The organism is Pseudocolwellia agarivorans (genome assembly GCF_002000085.1).
Taxonomy (GTDB): domain Bacteria; phylum Pseudomonadota; class Gammaproteobacteria; order Enterobacterales; family Alteromonadaceae; genus Pseudocolwellia; species Pseudocolwellia agarivorans.
Genome location: NZ_MUZU01000010.1, coordinates 100764 through 123915, shown reverse-complemented (window position 1 = coordinate 123915; position 23152 = coordinate 100764). Strand labels below are relative to the sequence as shown.

The window sequence follows — 23152 nt, the reverse complement described above, 5'->3', positions numbered from 1 at the left end:
GCTATTACCTTGTTTTAAAATCGGTGTTTAATTAGACACCTTGTTTTTCTTTATCAAAACCCTTCAAGTGCATTGATAACACCTAGTTAAACATATGATGTTTGATATTACAAACAATTAATCTCGATAACCTTTGAAAAAAGGTTATCGATTATTCTTGTTTATAAAACCACTTTGTTTTTATTTACTTTTTTCTCTAAAATTTTTGCTCTGTACTTATCCATACGATCGATATCAACATTTTCAAACTTTCTTTTAAGTAACCAACGTGGACGCTCTAATGTTGATTCCCATTTAAACAGTTCTTTATACATTTTCTTAACAACTTCAGGGTAATCAGTCGCTAAGTTATCAATTTCACGTACATCTTCAGGTATTTTGTAGAGTTCTGCTGGACGATCAGGAAAACGAATAAGTTTCCAATCACCTACACGAATCGTTGCTCTAGCGTCTTTTTTCCAATACATCACTTCATGAGGGCGCTCTTCTTTAGTTCCATTGATATAAGGCATTAAATCAACGCCATCTATATCAGTAATTGAAGTAGCATCACCACCAGCAGCAGCAAAAAAGGTAGGCAGTAAATCTAAGGTCATTACTGGATTATCAAAAGTTGTATTAGGTTGGATTTTACCTGGCCACTTCATTAGAAAAGGAACACGAAGGCCACCTTCTAAATGATTAGATTTAGTACCACTTAATGGGAGGTTACTTGAAGCATTTTTGTCTGTTGGACCACCGTTGTCATTGGTGTAAATTACAATAGTGTTATCGTCAATACCAAGTTCTTTTAATTTATCTAAAATTTTACCCGATGCTCTATCAAAGGCTAACATCATGGCAGCATAAATTTTGCGATTACCCGTTAAGTTAGGAAATTGCGCTAAATCTTCTTCTGTTGCTTCCATTGGTGTATGTGGAGCATTAAATGCCACAAAGGTAAAAAATGGCACATCTTTTTTAGCGCTTCTTTCAATAAAGTCAATAGTTTCATCCGCTAAAACATCAGTGTAATAGCCTTCAAACTCAACCATTTCACCAAAATTACGTTCGTTGTAATCTAAAACATCATGTGGCTTTTTCTTATCGGTGTACGCGAAAAAACTTCTTGCTCCACCACGAAAACCATAAAATTCATCAAAACCACGTCTAGTGGGGTGAAATTTATCAGCACCTCCAAGATGCCACTTTCCATAATATGCTGTGGCATAACCTTGCTTTTTAAGGTATTGCCCCATAGTAACTTGATCAACAGGCACTCCCATATCAGCACCGTCAGCGGCTGAATTAGGGCTCATATAACCTGGTACGTTGTTTTCTTCAACACCAAAACGTTGTTGGTATTTACCCGTCATAAGCCCTGCACGAGAAGGACCACAAGTAGGATCAGATACATAAGCCTGCTTAAACAACATACCTTCTTTAGCTAATTTATCTAAATGAGGTGTTTTTATAACTTTACTGCCATGAAAACCAAAGTCAGCATAGCCTGCATCATCTGAGAAGATTAGAACAATGTTAGGTTGTTTTTTTTGTTTTGGTTGTTTGTCTATTTCTTGAGAGACTGATTCTTGGCTACAGGCTCCTAGTAAGCAAACAAGTAATATTGAATGTAATATTTTCATATGTATTTGATAAGAGGTACTTGAATAATGAGTAAAGTACCTCTTATTGTCTCCTTTATTTATCTAAGCTAAATGTCTCATGAAAACGAGGCATTGATTTTTCACGCCATTCGTATCCTTCTTTATGGATATGAAACCACTTAGGATCTGCATGAGTCCAACTCCATGTGCTTAACGAAGTTACTAATTCACGTACAATATTTGGATGTTTTGCACTTAAATCATGTTTTTCTGCCATGTCTTTATCAACGTCAAATAGCTGCCATTTACCGTTAGCCGTTCTAATTACTTTCCAGTTATCTTTACGTGCAGAGACGTCTGAATAACCCAATCGGTGACGCATAGCAAAAATAGTTTCGCCCTTTCTTGCGCTTTCGTTAGCAAGAAACTTTGACCAAATATTTTTTCCGTCAAGTTGTTTTGATGTGGGTATTTCAGCGTTAGCTAAACCAGCAAACGTTGGGAAAAAATCTAAAGCTGAAACTGGATAGGTATATTTTTTATTGGCAGGAACTTGGTTTGGCCAATGGAAAAACATAGGTGCGCGATATCCGCCTTCATGTACACTGCCTTTTCCTGCAGTTAAAGGATAATTATTAGCGCCAAACTTTAATTTACCGCCGTTATCACTGGTAAAGACAATTAATGTGTTCTCGAATTGTCCTGTAGCTTTTAAACTTTCAACAATTTTTTTAACACCACGGTCAACTGCATAAACCATTCCTGCATAAGTTTTACGCTTTTTGTCTTTAATTTCAGGAAACATCGCCATGTCTTCTTCTTTAGCTTGCATTGGCGAATGTGGCGCGTTGTAAGCTAAATAAAGAAAGAAAGGTTGATCTTTTTTCTTGGCGGCTTTTTCAATAAAAGTTACAGCTTCTCTTGATAAACCATCTGTGATGTATTCTTTTTCATCCACATCTTGTCCATTATGTTCTAAAGGACGGAAGTATCCTGGAATAGCATGCTCTAAACCTTGTGCTTTCCATTGTTTAACACTGGCTTTAAACTCTTCTGGGAAATATTGATGACCACCATTTAGAAAACCATAAAACTCATCAAAGCCCCTAACATTTGGATGATGTTCAGCCATTTCTCCTAGGTGCCACTTACCAATAGCACCAGTAAAATAACCAGAGTTATGTAAAACATCACTAATATAAGTTTCTTCTACAGGTACACCTAAACCGCCAGATGAATCGCTTTCAGGCAGATTAAATTGTGAGCCAAATTTGTGAGGATAACGCCCAGTTAATAAACCTGCACGACTTGGACCACAAAAGGGGTGTGCGGTATACGCAGAAGTGAATACTGTGCCATTACTTGCTAATTTATCTAGGTTTGGTGTTTTAATATCTGGTGAACCATTAAACCCTACATCTGCGTAGCCTAAATCATCAGCAAGAATGAATAGAATATTTGGCCGCTCTGGTGCTTTACTAGCAATAGCACAACTACTACATAAAAGAGCGGCAATCATTGATAGTGATTTGAATGAATTATTTATTATCATTTTTCTTTGTCCCCGACAGGCTCCTCATAGACCTAAATAAGGAACCTGAATTTTATTTAACTAGTCATTTACTAATACAGAAACGCGTTTAAGTGTCATGTATTCTTCTAAGCTGTATTGAGAGCAATCTTTACCTACACCTGATTGTTTTAAACCACCATGAGGTAAATGCACTGAATAGTGAACTTCGTTTATACATACACTACCCGCTTGGATCTGCTCAGCCGCTTGTAAACCACGTTGTAAATTAGTGGTGTATACGTAAGCTGATAATCCGTATTCGTTGTCGTTTGCTAAGGCAATTACATCATCAGCGTCGGTATACTTAACGATAGGAAGTACAGGACCAAAAATTTCATCCGTTGTAATTGGCATGTCTAACGTTACGTTAGTTAAAATAGTCGGTTCCATGTAAAAACCTTTTTTATCTACCGCGTTACCACCAAGAGCAACAGTTGCGCCTTGCTCTACAGAAGCATTAACTAAACCTAATACACGTTGACGCTCTTTGTCGTTCACTAGTGGACCCATTAGATGACCTTCTGCACGGCCAGCAGCAAGAGTTATCCCTTCTGCGTGTGCTTTAGCGTAGGCAACAAATTCGTCATAAACAGATTCATGAACTAAACAACGGTTTGGTGAAACACACACTTGACCTGTATTAGCAAACTTAAGGTTTACAATATCTGTTGCCGCACGTTTAATGTCGGCATCATCGTATACAACTACAGGTGCATTACCGCCTAATTCAACAGAGAAGTGTTTAATGTTAGTGCAAGCAGTTTTCATTGCATTTACACCCGCTCGTGTTGAGCCGATCATAGTAAATAATGAAACATCTTTACTGGTTAGTAATGGATTAGTTACGTCATAATCGTTTGATGTGATCATGTTAATAACACCGGCTGGAATACCTGCTTCAACTGAAAGTTCAGCAACACGTAAACTTGCTAATGGCGTAACTTGAGAAGGTTTAATAATTGCGGAACAACCAGCTGCAAGTGCAGGACCTAATTTATAACCGACATTAAGTAATGGAAAATTCCATGCTAAATACCCTACTGCAACGCCTAAAGGTTGACGCATAATGTAGTTTAAGAAACGACCATCAGGATCACCTAATACAGGTTGGTCTAAACGCTTAGCTTCTTCAACAAAGAAACGTAAACACGTAGTTAACATATCAAAATCGTATTCAGCGTTATCTGCTGGCTTACCAGTTTCAGCAATTAAAATATCAACGATTTCTTCTTTGTGCTTTTCTAAAATATCGGCATAAGCAAAAATTAATTCTGCACGTTTTGCTAAAGACATTTTAGACCAAGTCGCAAATCCTGCTTTAGAACTAGAAATAACTTGGGTAATTTGCTCTGCAGTAACTTGTGGTACATCTGCAATAACTTCTTCTGTTGCAGGATTAACTACAGGGAAACTTTTATCTCCGCTAACTAATTCACCATTAATTAGCATTTTGTATTGTATATTGCTCATTTTGTTTCAGTCTCATTTATGTCAAATTGTTTTAAAGCGTTACGATCTATTTTTACACCTAAGCCTGGTGCTGTAGGAACGGTTGCTTCGCCATTTTTTACTTCTACAACAACTTCGTATAACTCATCGCGAAGTGGATTTTCGGTACGATCATATTCAAGTAATAATTTTTTCGGTTCTGCCCGACCCGGCTCATGATAAGCACTAGCTAAAAAGTGAGTTCCGGCAGCTAAGTTAAGCTGTGTTCCCCAAACGTGAGGAATACAATTGATACCGTGTGCTGACGCCATAGCTCTAATTTTCAAGGCTTCGCTTGGGCCACCACAATAGGCAAGATCAGGCTGCAATAAAGACACATGGCCTTGCTCAATTAAAGTTTTAAAGCCCCAACGAGTTTGCTCACATTCGCCTGTAGATAAGGGTGTATCAATTTTTGCGTGTAATTGTCTAAACAAATGAGGATGTTCTGGCGACAGTGGTTCTTCAAACCAGCCAAAATTACATTCATCTAAGACTCTACCTACACGGATCGCTTCAGGTAGGTCAAATGCATGATTAGAGTCAGCCATAAGCTCTATATTTGGTAAGGCTTTACGAATAGCTCGAATAAACTTAATATCAAAATCAGGATTTTTTCCCACTTTGATTTTCATGGCTTTAAAACCTTCGTTTGCATAACTAACACCTTCATCAACTAAAGACGTTAATAGCTCATCTTCAGGTAAGTCGGTGTAGTACATTCCTGTAGCGTAACAAGGCACTTTATCGCGATGTTTACCACCCATTAGGTCGCTAACACTTAAACCTAGCGCATGACCTTTTAGATCCCATAACGCCATATCAATACCTGACATAGCGCCCATCATGATCCCGCCACGCGCAAAATCTAATGCCGAACGCCACATATGTTGCCAAATAACATCGGTAGATAAAGCTGGCATACCAATTATGCGAGGCGCAAAAAACTTTTCGACAGCCGCTTGTGTTACATCTGCAGGTCCATAACATTCGCCCCAACCTGAAACGCCAGTATCAGTAATGATTTCAATAACCAAAACGTTTCGTTGTGCGTAAGACCATTGAGAAAAACCAAAAGGCTGATCTAGTTCGCATCGTAAGTGGTGAGTTTTAATACATTCTATTTTCATTTATTTCGCTACTTTATTTGTTATTTTAGGCTGTTATTTATCAACTAACCGACTAATTAAAATTGAGTGTTTAAAGATAATCTTTGTAATGATGTCTAAATTTAGCCACTGACGGATCGCTTACTCTAACCAGTTCTTTTTCTAATAATTTAGCCATTTTAGTTAACTTAACTGTATAGTTTTTGTTACCAATTAAATTGTTTAGTTCAACAGGATCTGCTTTAAGGTCGTAAAGTTCATCGCGGGTATCACCTGGATTCCAAACAAACTTCATTTCAGGTGTTCTAATCGCACGAATACCAAACCATGAGCCGTTGTACCATTCGTATGCATACAGCGCAGTGTCTTCTTTATCTTTGTATTCTTCAGCGTTATCACCTTTTTCAATTAAAGGGTTCAGTGAGAAGCCATCAACATCGCCATCGTTTTCTAAATGCATAATTTCAGCAAGTGTTGGCGTCAGATCAAGCATAGAAACTTGACGGTTTACTATTTTAGGGGCGTTACCTGGACGTTTAATAATAAGAGGCATACGCATCAATTCATCATAAGCATATGGGCCTTTGTCGTATAATGAATGTTCACCTAACATGCTGCCTTGGTCACCTAATAAAACAATCGTTAAGTCGTCGTAAACGCCTTCATCTTTTGCTGTTTGTATAAGCTCACCAACAATACGATCTACCATAGCAATTGCGCCATAATAATAAGCACGAGATTTACGCCAATCCATATCACTCATATGACCCACATCATGCCAAGGCCACCAAATACCTTCTTGAGCAAGTGGTTTATTTACGCGTTTAGAGAGGTGATTTTTAGGTAATTTAAGAGTTTTAGGATCAAACATACTTGCGTAAGGTTCAGGCACACGATAAGCAGGATGTGGTTGGTTAAAACTAATAACACCAAAGAATGGACGCTCATCTTTAGCTACTTGTTTTAACATTTGCTTACCAGCAACGACTTTTTTATAAGCTTCGGTGTCTTCATAAGTACCGTCTAATGTTATCCAGTACTCATGTTTTTCACCGTTTTTATCTAACTTACCTTTGTAATAACCTTCAACCTGTTTAACTTTTGAGTAAGGCGTATACGGACGAGTAAAGCGTTCACGCGGTTCATGTCCTTGTGCTAAGTCAATTTCAGCACCACGTAATTCAGTACCACGAGCACCTAAATGCCATTTACCCACATGCCCTACTAAATAGCCGGCATCTGCAGCTCGGCGTATTAAGCCTCCTTCTTTTAAATCAAGCTCTGATTGACGAGAATGGTAAAGGTCAACATTATCGTCTAAACCATTTTTATGTCCCCAGCGTCCTGTATATAAAGCAGCACGAGATGGCGAACATAAACCTGTAGTCGTCATCGCATTATTAAACTGAACACCTTCGTTAGCTAAAGCATCGATATTAGGAGTATTTACTGGACCACCACGATATGAAAAAGTATCAAAACGCATGTCATCAAAGAATAAAACCAGAACATTAGATTTTTTCTCCTTTTCAATTTGTAACACGTTACCTGTTTGGGAGTCAGTTAAAGCACAAGAAGATAATCCTATTGCGCACACCGTACTTAGTATTGATTTTGTCCATATTTTTTTCATATTTTTTCTCATCATTTACAAATATTTATTAACACCGCTCATGATTGATTAAGCGACATTTAAAGCACTTACTCTATGTTGTATTGGATTAAAGTAACCACTCAGAAGGTTCCTTCTTTTTTATCTTTACGAATAAAGATATTACCCTCTAGTGTAGTTAAGCAGCCTAAAAGATTTGATTGGTCATTAGAGGTTAATTGAGTATTTGATAGCATATAAATATCGAGAATACTTGTACCTTTAGATAAACCTATCGTTTCTAGCGCATAAGTAATAAAGGCAGGCTTAAATTGACTAAACCAAAAAGCTGCGTGTGCAGAATTAATCGTTAGAGTACAACGGCTCATAGTAAAAAGTTTTTTTAGCAACGATAGATTTTTCATTTAATTAAATTGTACTCATAGTAATTAAAACTAAATTCGCTCAATTCCGTTTAACTTGAGGCTTCCTTCCGTATGGCGAATTTTTTATAAATAGCGTTTTTACTGGCCTAAAATAATATAAAACTCAAATAACACGACTACTCGAACTTATTAATACTACTAAGTTAAACATATGATGTTTAACTTTACAACATAATCTAAAGTATATATCCCACTTTTAATGTAAATATTTGAAAAATTAAAAGTCAAAATAAACGAATGACAACAATACGAATGAGAAAAAGAGAAGGCTAAGCATACAACATAGAATGAGTTCTTAAATTTTCTCAACCATAGAAAGAATATTTTAATTAATAACAGTTATTCATGATGTGTTATTTATCTAATTGCTAATTAAAACATCATATGTTTAACTACAACTAACCTTTGGTTATTCTATCAATATAAAGATAAAAAAAAGATATGCAAAGCTTTAGGTATACAACAACATTTAATTATAAAGAGAGATTTCAATGAACGAATTATTGTTACCGATAATGATCGTAGTTATCGCCAGTGTATTTCAAGGTACATTTGGCTTAGGCATGAAATATGTAAAGCCTTTAGCTTGGGAAGCTTGGTGGATAGTATACGCAACAGTTGCTATGGTAATTTTTCCTCTTGCTTGGGCGCTAATGGTAGTGCCTGACTTAGGCAACGTTATTGCACAAGCCCCAATGAATGAAATATTAATGGGCGCAGCTCTTGGTTTTGGCTGGGGTATTGGTGGCATTATGTTCGGTGTATCTGTAGGTTATATAGGTATGTCTTTAACTTACGGCATCGTTATGGGGTTATGTTCTATTGCCGGCGCTCTTATTCCTTTCTTTTTAAGATATGACTCTATCAACCCTGACAGTATCCCTTACATTTTAACAGGTTTAGTTCTATTAGCTGTTGCTGTATATGTGGTAACGATTGCGGGTTTAAAACGCGACAAAATAGCCTCTGAATCAGGTGCTGAAATTGAAGGCATTGCTAAAGGTAGTGCTTTTAAGAAAGGTTTATATATTGCTTCTGCATCAGGTATTTTATCAGCAATGTTAGCCGTTGGTTTCGATAACACCGCTGAAATAGGTAAATTAGCTGAAGAAAGCGGAGCATTACAACGCAATACAGCTTTAGCACGATGGGTTGTTGTTCTTGCTGGCGCTTATATTATAAATGTAGGTTATGCCCTATTCCTCCTTGTTAAGAACAATAGTTTTGGTTCGTTTAAAAAACCCGGAATGGGTAAGGCATTAAAGTGGTCTATTATTACAGGGGTTTTATGGTTTGCAGCATTAGGCACCTATGGCCAAGGTGTTGCTTTATTAGGTGATATTGGAACAATGATCTGCTGGCCTGTAATGCTAGGTTTATCGTTAGTAGTTAGTAACATTGTTGCTGTAGCGACCGGTGAATGGAAAGGTATGAACGGCCCATTAAAACTTGTGGGCTTAGGTGTTTTCATCATCATAGTTGCAACCATACTCATGACATACGCTTCTACACTTTAAAAAAGTATATGCTAAAAAGGTAGGTTAACGCCTGCCTTTTTTAATTCAAATAGGTGATTAATATAATGTTACAACGTGCAGTAAAACACATTAAATACTTTGCTTTTTTCTTAATATGCCCTTGGTTTTGTCAATTACATGCAGAAGAGTTATCCCAAGAAATTATTGAAATAATAAAATCAAAATTAACCAGTGGTTCAACTCCTCTGCAACTTCTTTCCATACAAAAAAGTGAAATTGAAGGTTTATATAGAGTTGAATTAGCTCAAGGTTCGAAAATTTACGTTAATGAAGACGCAAGTTACATTATTTCAGGAAAAATGTACGCCGTAGAATCGGGGCAATTTGTAGATTTAGATAAAGAAGATAAAAAAACATACCGTGCTAGGTTAATGTCCAACGTAGCGTTAGAAGACATGATCGTTTACAAACCAGTAAAACAATCTAAAGCCATTATATGGGTATTTACAGATGTTGACTGCCCCTACTGTGTAAAACTTCATAACGAAATTCCTGCAATCAATGATCTTCAAATTGAAGTACGTTATTTAGCTTACCCTAGAGCAGGACTGTATTCCCCTTCTTATTCAAAAATTGCTTCCGCATGGTGTTCCGACAATCCAAAAGAAGTGCTACCCAAGTTGCAACGTGGCGATCACCTAGAACTTATAGAATGCGACGAAATAACGGTGGACCAACAATTTAAATTAGGGAATGCGATTGGCGTACAAGGCACACCGACAATCGTTTTTGAAGATGGCAATATGGTATCAGGATTTCACTCATCATCAAAAATTGCCGAATTAGCTTTTAAACAATAAACAACATTCTAATAAAACAATAAAATCAGGAGAATTAAATGAAATTAGCCATTGAAAACGTATCAAAAGAAGTCTTCCAATCTTACGGACAGCTGATTGAAATGCCAGTAAAAGATGACCCCACTATTGCGGTAGAAAACGTGACATTTTGGAAGCAACAAGCCATGTTTTCTATTAAGGGTGAAACTGAAGTAGGCGTTTTAAAAATTAAAAAACAAGACATGGTTTTCGATCAATTAGAAAATCACTTTAAAACCGCAACAGGTATTATTTGTTTAGACGGTGACTGTGTTATTGCTGTAGCTCCTCCTTCAGACGATATTCCAAATGTAGATACTTTGAAGGCTTATACTATTCCTCAAGGGCAATTATTTGTATTAGCTGAAAAATGTTGGCATTCAGCAACTTACCCTATTGATAAAGATGAAATTACTTTACTAATTATTTTCCAAAAAGATGCTTTAGATAACGATACCGTTTTTGAAGACATCAGCGAAAGTGTTGAGCTTACTTTTTAAGTAAATCTAAACCGTTTAATTGGCCGCTATAACCTTTGTTAATAAAGGTTATAGCGGCCATGGCCAATTTATCTAACCACAACCTCCCTTCTCTATTATTAATGTCTAAATTATGAATACACAATGTTATCGCAGCCGCTTTAAAGGTTTGAATTCTATAGTACTTGAAAATGAATCAATTAAAGCGGAGTGGCTACCTGACTATGGAAGTAAACTTGCTTCGCTAAAAACTAAGTTATTACATTTGTCTGATGCAGATAATGAAATACTCTATCAATATAAAAAAAACTTATTAGTTACACCTAGTTATGCGGATGATTTTACCCAATATGATCTCAGCGGTTTTGATGAGTGCTTTCCCACCATTGAGGAATGCCCTTCTCCTATCCATTTAGATGAGACCGTTAGAGTACCGGATCATGGAGAAGTTTGGTCACAGCCGTGGACAATTGAAACTCATACCAACCACAGCATTACCTTTAGTATTATCAGTAAAATATTTGGCTACAAGTTATCTAAAACCGTCTCATTAAATCAAAATAATATAGATAGCACTTATACTGTTACCTTGCTAGAAACTACGAATACAATGCCCTTCATCTGGACCCCTCATGCGCTTTTTAAAGTCTACCCTGATGTGAAATTTATTATTCCTGAAAATTTAAACAAGGTTATTTCAGTATCAGATAATGGAGGGAGACTTGGTAACTTTGGCAGCCTTCATACTTACCCATCTACACATACCGATAAACATGGTTTAGTGCACCTAAATAAAATGGAACCAAGCTCGAGTAGAAATTTTGAAAAGTATTACTTCACTTCAATGTTAAAAGCTAATGACAACTTTGGTTTTACGGATAAGTATCGAAAAGTTATGTTATCGGTAGATGCTGATAAAGTACCCTATTTAGGTATTTGGAAAAATCAGAATGGTTTTAATAATGATTATAATTTTGCATTAGAACCTTGTACTGGTATATATGACAATGTTGCTAAAGCTTATGCTCAAAATACCTGTGCGGTGATAAGTAAAGGTGAAACATATTCGTGGAACTTTTCAATCAAAACCGACGTAATATAAAGAGTAAAAAACAGCCCTAGAATAGCAAGAGTGAACCACCGAGAACACAAAGGTTAAAACCTTTTATATTTTCATAAATCACTACCAGCAAGTTACGCCAATTAAAAAACATAAGGTCAACCACAGAGTGAACCGAGGTTATAAATTAAAAGCTTGTGAACTTCTCTTCCTCTGTGGCTCTTCTCTGTGGTTAAAGATCTTTTATCTTTTCATAAACCTTTACCAGCGAATTACACGAATGACCCCAATTAAAAAGATCCGACCACAGAGTGCACCGAGGGACTTCGTCCTACACCGAGGAAAGCGCAGTAAAGCAAAAGATTTGTTGTTTTAAATAATTCGTGAAATTAGCGTAATTCGTTGGCAATGTTTAAAAAAAAGTGTTTTGACCTTCCTCTGTGTGTGCGAAGCACAACTCCGTGTTCTCGGTGGTAAACAGTTTTTCAGTCAGCTAATCACACGAATTACCCCAATTAAAAAGATCCAACCACAGAGTGCACAGAGGGACTTCGTCCTACACCGAGGAAAGCGCAGTAAAGCAAAAGATTTGTTGTTTTAAATAATTCGTGAAATTAGCGTAATTCGTTGGCAATGTTTAAAAAAAAATGTTTTGACCTTCCTCTGTGTGTGCGAAGCACAACTCCGTGTTCTCGGTGGTAAACAGTTTTTCAGTCAGCTAATCACACGAATTACGCCAATTAAAAACACATAAACATAAGATGTTGCAACCGAAATTCAATAACACCTACCCATATACTCAAAAATTCACTACACAATGGGTTGTATTTAAACTTTCAAATAGAGTAATTAACTTTTCCCTCAAATTATTTACACATTTTTTTATTAAAAAATAAAATAATTTAACCATACCCCTTAGTTACTTACAGCCTAACAACTCAACTAACCCACTAATTACTAAGTATTTCGTAATAAATAACCTCATCAATAAATAATGTTTACTTTTAGCATAAAAACTAATTCTCATTAATTCTATTGAACTTTACAAATTAGCATGATAAAAAAGCAACCGAACAAAACATCATATGTTTATATACATATAACAAAAAGATAGACTAGGGGATAAAATGAAACAAAGTTCATTCAGATTACTGCCAATTAGCTTAGCTATATCTGCAGCATTATCGACTAATTATGCTATTTCTGCAGAGTCTACTCAGCAAAATGCAGAGCAAGATGTTGAAATAATTCAAGTAAGAGGCATTAGAAGCAGCTTAAATGAAGCAATGTCGATAAAAAAAGACGCAGCTTCTATTCAAGATAGCATTGTGGCTGAGGATTTAGGTAAATTTCCAGATCAAAACGTTGCTGAATCATTACAACGCATAACAGGTGTAATGATTGATAGAACAAATGGTGAAGGTTCAAAAATCACCGTTCGTGGTATGGGCCCACAATTTAACTCCGTAAAAGTTAATAATCGTACCTTAGCAACAACCGAACAAGGCCGCGAATTTGACTTTCAGTCATTACCTTCTGAGCTTATTTCTGGTGCAGATGTCATCAAAGCTTCTCGTGCAAACATTGCTGAAGGTAGCTTAGGTGCTTATGTTAATGTAAATACAGCTCGCCCTTTAAACAGCCCTGGGCTTCATGCTGCAGGCTCGGTAACACTTACTGACAATGATTTAGCCGATGATATGGGTACAAAACTATCAGCCATTGTAAGTAACACTTTTTTAGATGATACATTTGGTGTTTTATTAGGTGTTTCTCATTCAAAAGCAACTAATAGAATAGACGCCGCAACCACAAACCGTTGGGGTAATTTCTTTGCTACTGATCACGGTGCTAGAGACACGAGTGGCAACCTTATTGTTGATAGAGATATCAATAACGATGGACAAATTGCTGATGGTAGTAAAAACTTTCTTGCCGCAGACGGTAGCATTTTACCTAATGAAAGAGAAATTGTTAGACACCCTGGACGAGCCACTTATAGTTTAGATACTGAAGAACGTGAACGTACTAGCTTAAACTTTACAGCGCAATGGCAAGCAAATGAAGATATTGTTCATACATTTGATTTATTGCACTCAGACTTAAGTCGTCAATCAGACAGCAGTGGTATGCAAATTCCTTTACAAAGTAATGGTACTTGGGAAGATTTAGTTGTTTCTGATAACTTTACGGTTTTAGAAGCCACTAAACGTGGTAGTAAAATTGATGGCTTACCTATTCAACGTGGTCAAGACTCTAAAACGTTAGCGCTAGGCTTAAACAGCACATACTATTTGGGTAAATGGACAATTGAAACTGACTTTGCTTATTCAAAAGCAGAATCAGATCCTCGTGTTAATGAAATGACTTTTCATTACGTTAACCATTCAGATCATGGTAACGATCAAACGTCTCCTTTCCCTGACCCATTCACTAATCCAGATGCCGCTATACAATTTGCACGCGATTATTACGCTGGATTAACAGATTACAAAGATGAACAAATTAAAGGTGCAACAACAGACACTTTTACTTCAGCTGATGGTACAGTGGTTAACGGTGATTTTATTAGCGTTAATAACCATGGCGATATTTTGTCAATTACGGATACCACGATTGACTATACAGACCCAGCTGCGGTTCGTTCTTGGTGGACAGACATTAAGCATAATGAATTAGAAGACACTGTAAAAGAAGCTAAACTTGATGCGCAATACGAGCTAGATAGCGGCGTAATGCAATCTCTTGACATAGGCATTGCTTACACAGATAGAGAAAAAACCAATAACCTATTTCAGGTTCCGCAAGGTTGTTTTGACCCGAATGCTCGTGTAGGCGTTCCAAACGTATTAACTGAAGAAAGCTTAGGTAGAGCTTTAACTGCGGAAGAAGCTAAAATTAATGACTTTATTAATCGTAATACCCTTGAAACTGGCAATACCTGTAATGATCACGATTTAACAGATAGCTTGTTTTCAATTAATAACTCAAACTTCTTAGCTGATGAATCAGGAAATTTCCCTAGAAACTTTACCTTAATTAACGATATTGAAGCGTTTAAAGCTGAAATGGGACAAATTAGAAATCAAGAAGTAGGCAGTGCTAATGATTGGACCACAGAAGTTGCACGCCCTACCGCATCAGTAATTAATACCGAAGAAACACTAGCATTATATGCTCAATTGAACCTTGAAGGTGAAGCTGAGTATTTCGGTTGGAGCGGCAATGTAGGTTTACGTTATGTTGATACTAAAACATCATCTACAGGTCATACAAAATTTGTTCAAGATATTGTTTTTCGTTCATCTACAGTAAACGACGGCACCATTGTTGATATCACTTACGATGAAAATCAACCTCGTACCTTTGGTACTGATTACAGCCATGTATTACCAAGTGCAAACTTCAATTTTAACTTTAATAATGGTTTTTATATTAAAACAGCTGCAGCAAAAGTTATCACACGACCAGCAATTGAAGATACAGGGGTTAACCGTACGCTTCCTGATTCAACACGTTTAGATCAATACATAACTAAACGTCAAAATCCAGAGTTAAAACCCTACGAAGCCACACAATTCGACTTATCGTTCGAATATTATGAAGACAATGGTAATGCATACTCAGCAGGTTTATTTTATAAAGATATCAGTACCTTTGTATCAACACAAAGCTTTAAAGAAGATAGTGGCTATGCTTTCCCTGATTTTAACGGAAACACACAAACTTTATTTGAAGAATATTCAGCACCAACCAACAGAAGTGGTGGTACTGTAGAAGGCTTTGAATTAGCAGCATTGCATTTCTTTGATTATTTACCGGGTTGGTTAAGTGGTTTTGGTATTCAAGCTAACTACACATACACTAAAGCGGAAGATAAAAACTCAGCAAGAGAAGAAGCCGAAGCAGCAGCGCTTGCTGGTGTAACAAACGTTCAACTTGCCGGTGGTGGCCTAGAAGGCTTTTCTGAAAATGCTTATAACTTAATTGCTTTCTATGATAATGATGGATTTCAAGCGCGTTTAGCTTACAACTGGCGCGATAATTACTTAAAGCATCGCCAAGGGCCTGTGTCTGGCGCTAACGGTATGCCTCAGCATGTTGAAGATTATGGTCAATTTGATTTCAGTACTTCATATGATATCAATGAAACGTTAACTATTCGTGCTGAAGCAATTAACCTAACTAACGAAAATATTATTGAATATGCTGATATACGTGAACGTGTAACATTAGTACAATATTCAGGTCGACGTTTTCAAGTGGGCGTATCTGCTAAGTTTTAAGCGCTTTAGTTAAAACTTAAAATGAATACAAGCTTTACTTTCGAGTAAAGCTTGTTTCGTTATAACCTAAGTAAAAAATAATTATCGGGGTGTAGTGTGCAAAAGAATGAAAATATAAAAAACTACGTTATTGTGGGTGGTGGAACAGCTGGCTGGATTTCAGCCGCCATTTTAGCGAGAACATTACATAACACCGAACATACAATCACCGTGATAGAATCCCCCAACATACCAACAATTGGCGTAGGTGAGGCAACTATCCCGTCAATTGTCGATATGTTAGAGTTTTTAAGAATTCCGTTAAAAGACTTTATACTTAAAACAAATGCTACATTTAAATTAGGTATAAAATTTGTTGATTGGAAAGAGAAAAATCATCATTATTGGCATCAATTTGGACATATTGGCAATAAAGTAGATGCCCAACCTTTTTATCAACATTGGTTAAAACATCAATTTATCAATCCTACTTTTGAATTAACCGATTTTTCTCCAGCTATTGCGCTAGCCAAACAAAATAAATTTTTTATTCCAGATCCCAAACAACCTAGCAACCTTTCTAAGTCAGCATACGCTCTACATTTTGATGCCAGTTTAGTTGCAAAATACTTAACGGAATACTCCACTGCACTCAACGTAAAGCTTATACAGGCCCATGTGAAAGACACCTTACTTGATGAAAATGGCAATATCAGCCAATTAACTATTGACGGTCACGAGTCAATTAAAGGCGATTTTTTTATAGATTGTACAGGACAAAGCGCCTTACTCATTAATAAAGCATTAAGAGTAGGCTACGAAAACTGGCAGCATTACCTTCCGGTAAATAAAGCGGTTGCCGCTCAATCTGAGTTAATCACCCCATTGTCACCTTATACTGAATCAATTGCTCACGAACATGGTTGGCGTTGGCGTATTCCGTTACAAAATAGAACAGGTAATGGCTATGTTTATTGTAGTGATTACTGTTCAGACGATGAAGCTATTGGCTTACTTAAAAAAAATGTACCCAATATAATTACAGAACCTAGAGTCATCTCGTTTACAACAGGAAAACGTAATAAGGTATGGCATAAAAACTGTTTAGCTGTTGGTTTATCGTCTGGATTTTTGGAACCACTAGAGTCAACCAGTATTTATTTAATAATGAAAACCATGCTTAATTTTGTTCAATCATTACCAACGAAGGAAATGGCTGAACCAACAATTAACGAATTCAATCGACTCATTGATAATGAATATTACAATATACGAGATTTTATTATTTTACATTACTGTGAAACTAAACGAACCGATAGTAAATTTTGGCAAATGTGGCAAAACTTAGCTATACCTGAATCGTTAAAAACCAAGCTTGATTTATTTAAATGCCAAGGCCGACTATACGAAAATCATTATGATTTATTTGCCAGCGAGAGTTGGTATGCGGTATTAGAAGGCATGGGAGTTCGACCTAAAAGTTATGACCCTATTATAGATAAATCACTTTTTGACAAAATAGAAAAAGCTTTTACTGAAAGTGCCAAAGCATTACAAATTAATGCCAGTAAAACACTTGATCATGCTGAGTATATTAATCGCTTAAAACATTAATAACAAAAAAGGCTTCAATGGAATATGAAGCCTTTTTTAAAAATCAAACTAACGATAGTACTAACTAATTCTAAAGTTATCACCAAATGCTTCTTGTAGACGTCTAATGGCATCTCTAAGTAGCTTTTCAGTTAACTGCTCTGCTCTATATCCATCTTTATCAGCAATCGCTTGATAAACTTCACGATGAAAAAAAACAGATGAGCTATTTTCACGTGGATCTTGGTTAGTTATTTGAACACTTATTAACAACGCAGAATAAATAACACCTTCCATTGCCGTTAAATAGTCGTTCCTCGCCGCTCGTAATACTGAACGATGAAACAAAGCATCCGCAATAATAAATTTCTCTACAGATCCTTTTTCTAATTCCATACCTGAACACGCAGCTTCTATTTCAGCTAAACTTTCAGTTGTCGCTCTTTCTGCCGCCCATCTAGCTGCTTTAGGTTCAAAGGCTAAACGTATATCCATCAATTGATTAATGAAATCTTTATTTGGTGGCGCATTCACATGCCAAGCCAATACATCATCATCCCATAAAATCCATTGATTTCTTGGTTTTACACGTGTACCTATGCCACGTCGTACATCAAGCAAGCCTTTACCAACTAATATTTTAACAGCATCTCTAACAACAACTCGACTAACCTGATAACGCTCGGTTAGTGTTGCTTCATCATCAATTAAAGTGCCTGTTTCAATAGTGCCAGCAACTATGCGTCTTCCTAACTCACGAGCAACCTGTACAGGTAAACTTGGAGTCATGGTGGCTGCTCGTTTTAGGTCGTAATAAACTAATTCGCTCATGTTCACTCATAATATATATATAAACGTAGTATGTATATATTCATACTTTCATTAAATAAGAGTACTGTAGCCATCTAAAAAAAACAACTAAAGATTGTTAACTATACTCTAATTTCAATACAGTATAACGTTTAATTATAAAAACAAAGCTTTTTAGCATAATACCTTGAATATTACCAGTTTTGAACACTTCCATCATCAGTGGTCAGATGAGGTGCTTCCGTAAATGTAGCGCTTTGCTCTTTAATTTTCTCTTCGTTTACTTCAACACCTAAACCTGGTAACTCAGGAATAATAAAATTAGCCCCTTCCATTGTTGCTTGAACAGGAAATAGTTCGGGGTTATCAAAACCTAATTGTTCAAATGGGGAAGAACGACATTCTAACCAGCTAAAGTTAGGAACGGCTGCAGCTAAATGTATAGAAGCAGCAGTACAGATAGGTCCTAGAGGATTATGCATCACTAAGTCAATATAATGTGCTTCACTCCAACCTGCTACTTTTAATGCTTCAGTAAAACCTCCTACGTTACAAATATCTAATCGGTTATATTGCATAAGTTCTCTTTCAATATATGGCATAAATTGCCATTTTGAAGAGAATTCTTCACCAATAGCAAAAGGTATATTGGTGAGTTTTCTTAATGTTTCATAAGCTTCAGGTGTTTCATCACGAATAGGTTCTTCTAAGAAGTCTAACGTACCTGCTGGTATTTTTTGACATAATGAAGCCGCTTCAGCAACACTTAATCTATGATGAAACTCTAAACCTAAAACAACTTCATGTCCTAATGCTTCTCTAGCTTTAATTAACCAAGGAACTGTATTATTGATAGATTCTCTAGGTTCAAAGCGTGCTACACCTGTTTCAGAGTAGGCTGCGCCCATACCATCAGCAATAAAACGAATGCATTTCCAACCCATTTCTTTTAGTTTTACCGCTTGCTCTATCATTAATTCACTTGGCTCTGCTGGAACAGTAGCAAATGCAGGAACAACATCACGTTGCTTGCCGCCAATTAATTGATAAACAGGTACGCCTAATGCTTTACCTTTAATGTCATGAAGCGCAATATCAATGGCAGCCATTGCCGCAGTAACTACACGCCCACCTTCAAAATAATGACTACGATAACATTCTTGCCAAATGCGACCAATGTTCATAGGATCTTGACCAATAATGAACTTTGAAAAGTGTTCAATCATCATAGCTACAGCTTGTTCACGAAATGAGAAACCCGCTTCGCCCCAACCATATAATCCTTCATCAGTTTCAACTTTAACAATAAGTTGGTTACGAGTACCTACCCAAATTACATAGGGAGTAATAGCTGTTATTTTCATTAGTTTATGCCTTTATTCTGTTTTAATAAAAAGAAGCCCAAATGCGTAAACATTTGAGCTTCATCTAAATTATTAGTTCAATTATTTAGAGGTGAGACTTTTAAATGTTTCAACAAATTGTTTTGCATTTGCACGTACTTGGTCGTCTGTCATATTAGGTTTGTATAAAGATGAACCTAATCCAAAACCATTAGCGCCAATATCTAATAATGGTTTCATGCTTTCAACGGTAGGATCAATACCACCAACAGGGAAAGAAAGTGTTTCGGGAGGTAAAACAGATTTTAATGCTTTGTAACCATCTAAACCTAAAGCTGAAACTGGGAATAATTTAATCCCCGTTGCGCCAGCAGCTAAGGCATCAAATGCTTCTGTAGGTGTAACTATACCAGGAAAAGTTGCACAACCAGCTTCTACAGATAGTTTAATAACTTCTGTATTCATATTAGGCGTAACTACTAGGTTAGCACCTGTCGCAATTACGTCTTTAGCTTTTTGTGGCGTAGTCACTGTACCAGCACCAATCAGATATTTATCACCAAAAGCGTCAACTAACTTCTTAATACTGACTAATGGGTCGGGGCTATTTAATGGCACTTCAATCATAGTAAAGCCTTCATCAATTAAGATTTGGCCAATACGCACTACGTCTTCTGGTAATACGCCACGAATAATTGCAATTAGAGGAAGATGTTCTTCAAGTTTATAACGTTTAGTCATTATTTTAGCCTTCATTTAAAACGGTAATTAAATCTGCCATACCAGCAAGGAAACATTCATCACCACTGATATAAGTTGAAAATATTGATAGTTCGGTACAAGCTATTTTGTATCTTTCACACAAGCTTTTACCACCCACTAAAAATACATGATTATTCTTCAAACTCTTTAATTCGTTACCAATTAATAAGCCAGACAAATAATCTAATACTTCATTTTCTTCAATGTTATTAAATAGTCTATGCGTTCTTGCAGCAAATAAGGTGCTGGTTAAACTATTGGTTAACTGGCCTTCTTTTACACCACGGATAAAAGCAACTTGGCTATCAACCTGTTCAGGTAAGCCTTTACCTAAAATGGTATATTTTGAAATAACAGAAAATAGTTCACCTGTCATGAATGATGCAAAGCGCGTCATTTTTCCGTTAACAAAATTAGCATGTTTGCTATGTGTTCCCGGTAAAATGGCATCTAAAGAACTTTGTTTAACAATTTTAGCTAAACCAAAAAGTTGAACTTCTTCGCCGCGCATAACATCATAAGCGCCCGTTTCAGATTGATGACTTACACCTGGAATAATAACCGCTTGGGGTCCCCACGGTAAATCAAAACGATGCGCTTTTTTAACTAAACCTGCTTCATCAATTGAAGTACTCGCATATTCAACGTTAACCCAACCTAATTGAGAGCCCACCATGCCAGCCATATAAATAGGTAATGATTCAAAATTTTCAATCCAGCCATTTAAAACACTTTTTAATGCTTTAGCAAAATCACCGTCATCGACTTGTAATAAGCCCATAGGTAATTCTTTTTTATCTAACATTTTACCTTTTGCGTCCATCACAAACGCACGAAAGTTTGTCGTCCCCCAATCCACAATTAAATGGTTGGCAGTTTTATTTATATTACTCATTTATTTACAACTCATACTTATACCGATTTCACTCATCAATGAAGTAGGTATTACAGAAAAATTCACCCTAAGCTAAGCCTAGGGTTTTCATTAAGATCTAACTAAATCTTTTTCCAACGCTTCAATCGATTTACCTTTGGTTTCGGGTAAAATGATAAACATAATAATTAGTCCGCCCAAACCGATAAACGCATACATTAAAAACACATTTGCAGCGCCATAATTATTTAGACTCCACGGAAACAACTCGCTTACAGACCATGATGCTATTGTTTGTATTAAAGCGGCAAAAGCTAAACCAATACTACGTACATTATTAGGAAATATTTCTGAAAAAATAACCCACATAATAGGTCCTATCGATAAATTAAACGCCGCAATAAAAGTCAATATACCAAATAAAACTGCAATAGGTTTAATACCTTGAATGGTTTCATTGATAACAGCACCGCTTGCTAAAGGTAGTTCTTGTTTAGTAAAGGTTTCATTCAAGGCGGATTTAAGTTCAATATCACTTTCGTAAGTTTTACCTATAAGCGTTTGTAATTTATTTAAATCAACTGGCTCATTCTTCAATTGCTCTTGAATATTCGCTAATGCAGGCGCATCTAAAATATAAGTGGTATCTTTAAACCCATACCATACAGAAGTATGCGCAATAACAACTAATGCTAAACCACCTAAAGTTAATTTACGTCGCCCTAATTTTTCTACAGTAAATACAGCAATTATGACAGCCGTTAGATTTACAACAGCTAAAATTACAGTTTGCATAAAACTATCTGCGGTGCTCATGCCTACTTGTTCAAATACCATAGGTGCAAATGACATAATAGCATTCATCCCCGTACCACCTTGAACAACGGCATAAACAATTGCGATAGCTAAAATTAAAAACATACGTTTATGAAACAAATTTTTAAGCTGCGTTAATGTGTCTGATTTGGTTTCGTGATGGAAGCTTTCTTTAACATCACTTATAAATGTCTCAATTTCATCAGCAGGAATTATTTTTTCAATGGCTTTTCTTGCTTCTTCATCACGACCTTTTTTCAACAACCAGCGTGGTGATTCAGGTATTTTTAATAATAAGGTAACCCAAACTATGTTAGCAATTAACTCAGACCCTAGCATGTAACGCCATACATTTTCATTAGATAAGAAACTAATATCAGCTAAGTACTGAAGTAAGAAATAATTAATAACTGAAGTAAGGAATATACCAATGGCGATCATTAGTTGGTTAACAGATACAAATTTACCTCGTTGATCCGCTGGAGCTACTTCACCAATATACATGGCTGAAACCATAATCGACGCAAAGGCTGCACCACCAATAAAACGACCCACAAGTAGCATTTCATAACTAACAGCAAAAGCTGATAACAAGGTTGATATGGTATAAGCCAAGGCAATACCTAATAAAACTTTCTTACGCCCAAAGTTTTCACATAAAGTACCGGCGAAAAACAAAATAACCATAACACCATAGAAGGTGCTACCTATAATACGTCCCTGCTGTGCATCATCAAGGCCAAATAAAGCACTGATAAAACGCATTGCACCTGAGATGTTTAAAAGATCTAATCCAAAAACCAAGCCACCAAATGCAGCTATTAGTGAATATTTGGTAACATTACTAGACGTATTCGTCATCATATACCTTCTCTTGTTTTAATTTTTATTTACACTTATTAATGAAAGTATGAATATATACATACTATGTTTAAATGAACACTTTGGGAATATAGCATTTATATAAGCTAAAGCAAAACCAGTTAACGATATCTAGCGTT

General features: G+C 36.3%; 17 protein-coding genes. 6 read left to right on the top strand and 11 right to left on the bottom strand.

Annotated elements, in window-relative coordinates:
* Positions 1-161: 161 nt before the first annotated feature.
* The 6 genes from B0X80_RS15355 to B0X80_RS15330 all read right to left on the bottom strand — a co-directional run bounded on the left by B0X80_RS15355 (position 162) and on the right by B0X80_RS15330 (position 7736).
* Positions 162-1625 (bottom strand): sulfatase-like hydrolase/transferase, encoded by a 1464-nt coding sequence (locus B0X80_RS15355; protein WP_077341839.1) that lies wholly within the window; start codon positions 1623-1625, stop codon positions 162-164.
* A 55-nt stretch (positions 1626-1680) separates the two neighbouring features.
* On the bottom strand, positions 1681-3138 hold the full coding sequence (locus tag B0X80_RS15350) for a sulfatase-like hydrolase/transferase (protein WP_077341837.1): 1458 nt from the start codon (positions 3136-3138) through the stop codon (positions 1681-1683).
* A gap of 60 nt (positions 3139-3198) precedes the next feature.
* A complete protein-coding gene (locus B0X80_RS15345; protein ID WP_077341835.1) occupies positions 3199-4629 on the bottom strand; it encodes an aldehyde dehydrogenase family protein in 1431 nt (476 codons plus the stop codon).
* Complete coding sequence (locus B0X80_RS15340) at positions 4626-5777, bottom strand: mandelate racemase/muconate lactonizing enzyme family protein (RefSeq protein WP_077341833.1); 1152 nt, start codon at positions 5775-5777, stop codon at positions 4626-4628. Before B0X80_RS15340 ends, B0X80_RS15345 begins: the two co-directional genes overlap by 4 nt.
* Positions 5778-5847: 70 nt before the next feature.
* Positions 5848-7389, bottom strand: coding sequence for a sulfatase-like hydrolase/transferase (locus B0X80_RS15335; RefSeq protein ID WP_077341831.1), 1542 nt, complete (start codon positions 7387-7389; stop codon positions 5848-5850).
* A gap of 101 nt (positions 7390-7490) precedes the next feature.
* A complete protein-coding gene (locus B0X80_RS15330) occupies positions 7491-7736 on the bottom strand; it encodes a hypothetical protein (RefSeq protein WP_139345331.1) in 246 nt (81 codons plus the stop codon).
* Between the two features lie 548 nt (positions 7737-8284).
* On the opposite strand from B0X80_RS15330, the gene B0X80_RS15325 reads away from it, so the two are divergent.
* From B0X80_RS15325 to B0X80_RS15300, 6 genes are all read left to right on the top strand, one after another.
* Complete coding sequence (locus B0X80_RS15325) at positions 8285-9310, top strand: L-rhamnose/proton symporter RhaT (protein ID WP_077341827.1); 1026 nt, start codon at positions 8285-8287, stop codon at positions 9308-9310.
* 65 nt (positions 9311-9375) lie between these two features.
* Entirely contained in the window at positions 9376-10131 is a 756-nt protein-coding gene (locus B0X80_RS15320) for a thioredoxin fold domain-containing protein (RefSeq protein WP_077341825.1), read from the top strand.
* Between the two features lie 38 nt (positions 10132-10169).
* Positions 10170-10649 (top strand): ureidoglycolate lyase, encoded by a 480-nt coding sequence (locus B0X80_RS15315; protein ID WP_077341823.1) that lies wholly within the window; start codon positions 10170-10172, stop codon positions 10647-10649.
* A 112-nt stretch (positions 10650-10761) separates the two neighbouring features.
* Positions 10762-11730: an aldose epimerase family protein gene (locus tag B0X80_RS15310; RefSeq protein ID WP_077341821.1), complete on the top strand. Its 969-nt coding sequence runs from the start codon at positions 10762-10764 to the stop codon at positions 11728-11730.
* A 1085-nt stretch (positions 11731-12815) separates the two neighbouring features.
* On the top strand, positions 12816-15974 hold the full coding sequence (locus B0X80_RS15305) for a TonB-dependent receptor (protein WP_077341819.1): 3159 nt from the start codon (positions 12816-12818) through the stop codon (positions 15972-15974).
* A 96-nt stretch (positions 15975-16070) separates the two neighbouring features.
* Positions 16071-17567 carry a tryptophan halogenase family protein gene (locus B0X80_RS15300; RefSeq protein WP_077341817.1) on the top strand — a complete coding sequence of 499 codons (1497 nt, stop codon included), beginning with the start codon at positions 16071-16073 and terminating at the stop codon, positions 17565-17567.
* A 60-nt stretch (positions 17568-17627) separates the two neighbouring features.
* On the opposite strand, the gene B0X80_RS15295 is transcribed toward B0X80_RS15300, so the two are convergent.
* The 5 genes from B0X80_RS15295 to B0X80_RS15275 all read right to left on the bottom strand — a co-directional run bounded on the left by B0X80_RS15295 (position 17628) and on the right by B0X80_RS15275 (position 23015).
* On the bottom strand, positions 17628-18377 hold the full coding sequence (locus B0X80_RS15295) for a FadR/GntR family transcriptional regulator (protein ID WP_077341815.1): 750 nt from the start codon (positions 18375-18377) through the stop codon (positions 17628-17630).
* Positions 18378-18550: 173 nt separating this feature from the next.
* Positions 18551-19720, bottom strand: coding sequence for a mandelate racemase/muconate lactonizing enzyme family protein (locus tag B0X80_RS15290; protein WP_077341813.1), 1170 nt, complete (start codon positions 19718-19720; stop codon positions 18551-18553).
* An 81-nt stretch (positions 19721-19801) separates the two neighbouring features.
* Positions 19802-20440, bottom strand: coding sequence for a 2-dehydro-3-deoxy-6-phosphogalactonate aldolase (locus B0X80_RS15285; RefSeq protein ID WP_077341811.1), 639 nt, complete (start codon positions 20438-20440; stop codon positions 19802-19804).
* Positions 20441-20444: 4 nt separating this feature from the next.
* On the bottom strand, positions 20445-21356 hold the full coding sequence (locus B0X80_RS15280) for a 2-dehydro-3-deoxygalactonokinase (protein ID WP_077341809.1): 912 nt from the start codon (positions 21354-21356) through the stop codon (positions 20445-20447).
* A gap of 90 nt (positions 21357-21446) precedes the next feature.
* On the bottom strand, positions 21447-23015 hold the full coding sequence (locus B0X80_RS15275; protein ID WP_245825476.1) for an MFS transporter: 1569 nt from the start codon (positions 23013-23015) through the stop codon (positions 21447-21449).
* Positions 23016-23152 lie beyond the last annotated feature (137 nt).